Genomic DNA, 1393 nt, shown 5'->3' with positions numbered 1-1393 from the left:
AAGGTGATGAAGTTGCTGATGCCATACTTCCAGGAAAAGCCTCTAAGCTTCAGATTATACCGAATCGTACCCCAAACCGACACAGGTGGTCAGGTAGAGAATACTAAGGCGCTTGAGAGAACTCGGGTGAAGGAACTAGGCAAAATCGTACCGTAACTTCGGGAGAAGGTACGCTCCTATCTGTGATGAGACTTGCTCTCTAAGCGGACGGGAGCCGCAGTGACCAGGTGGCTGGGACTGTTTATTAAAAACACAGCACTGTGCAAAATCGCAAGATGACGTATACGGTGTGACACCTGCCCGGTGCCGGAAGGTTAATTGATGGGGTTAGTTTTCGGACGAAGCTCTTGATCGAAGCCCCGGTAAACGGCGGCCGTAACTATAACGGTCCTAAGGTAGCGAAATTCCTTGTCGGGTAAGTTCCGACCTGCACGAATGGTGTAACCATGGCCACGCTGTCTCCACCCGAGACTCAGTGAAATTGAAATCGCAGTGAAGATGCTGTGTACCCGCGGCTAGACGGAAAGACCCCGTGAACCTTTACTACAGCTTGGCACTGAACATTGAACCTACATGTGTAGGATAGGTGGGAGACTTAGAAGATGAGACGCTAGTTTTGTTGGAGTCGTCCTTGAAATACCACCCTTGTAGTTTTGATGTTCTAACGTTGGCCCCTGAATCGGGGTTACGGACAGTGCCTGGTGGGTAGTTTGACTGGGGCGGTCTCCTCCCAAAGAGTAACGGAGGAGCACGAAGGTTGGCTAAGTACGGTCGGACATCGTACGGTTAGTGTAATGGTAGAAGCCAGCTTAACTGCGAGACAGACACGTCGAGCAGGTACGAAAGTAGGTCATAGTGATCCGGTGGTTCTGAATGGAAGGGCCATCGCTCAACGGATAAAAGGTACTCCGGGGATAACAGGCTGATACCGCCCAAGAGTTCATATCGACGGCGGTGTTTGGCACCTCGATGTCGGCTCATCACATCCTGGGGCTGAAGTCGGTCCCAAGGGTATGGCTGTTCGCCATTTAAAGTGGTACGCGAGCTGGGTTTAGAACGTCGTGAGACAGTTCGGTCCCTATCTGCCGTGGGCGTTTGAGAATTGAGAGGGGTTGCTCCTAGTACGAGAGGACCGGAGTGAACGAACCGCTGGTGTTCGGGTTGTCATGCCAATGGCATTGCCCGGTAGCTACGTTCGGAACTGATAAGCGCTGAAAGCATCTAAGCGCGAAGCAGGCCTCGAGATGAGTTCTCACTAGACTTTTAAAGTCTCTGAAGGGCCGTTGAAGACTACAACGTTGATAGGCAAGATGTGGAAGTGGTGTGAGCCATTAAGCTAACTTGTACTAATTACCCGTGAGGCTTAACCATACAACGCCAAACGCGTTTTATG

The 1393-nt window shown here is 51.2% G+C and carries 1 rRNA gene; it reads left to right on the top strand.

Annotation, left to right across the window (positions count from 1 at the left end):
- A 23S ribosomal RNA gene (locus HHO47_RS18960) occupies positions 1-1371 on the top strand; the annotation flags it as partial.
- Positions 1372-1393: the final 22 nt, after the last annotated feature.

This window comes from Pseudoalteromonas arctica (assembly GCF_012927645.1).
Lineage (GTDB): Bacteria > Pseudomonadota > Gammaproteobacteria > Enterobacterales > Alteromonadaceae > Pseudoalteromonas > Pseudoalteromonas arctica_A.
Note: the sequence above shows the minus strand (reverse complement) of the source record. Positions and strands in the feature narration are given on the sequence as shown.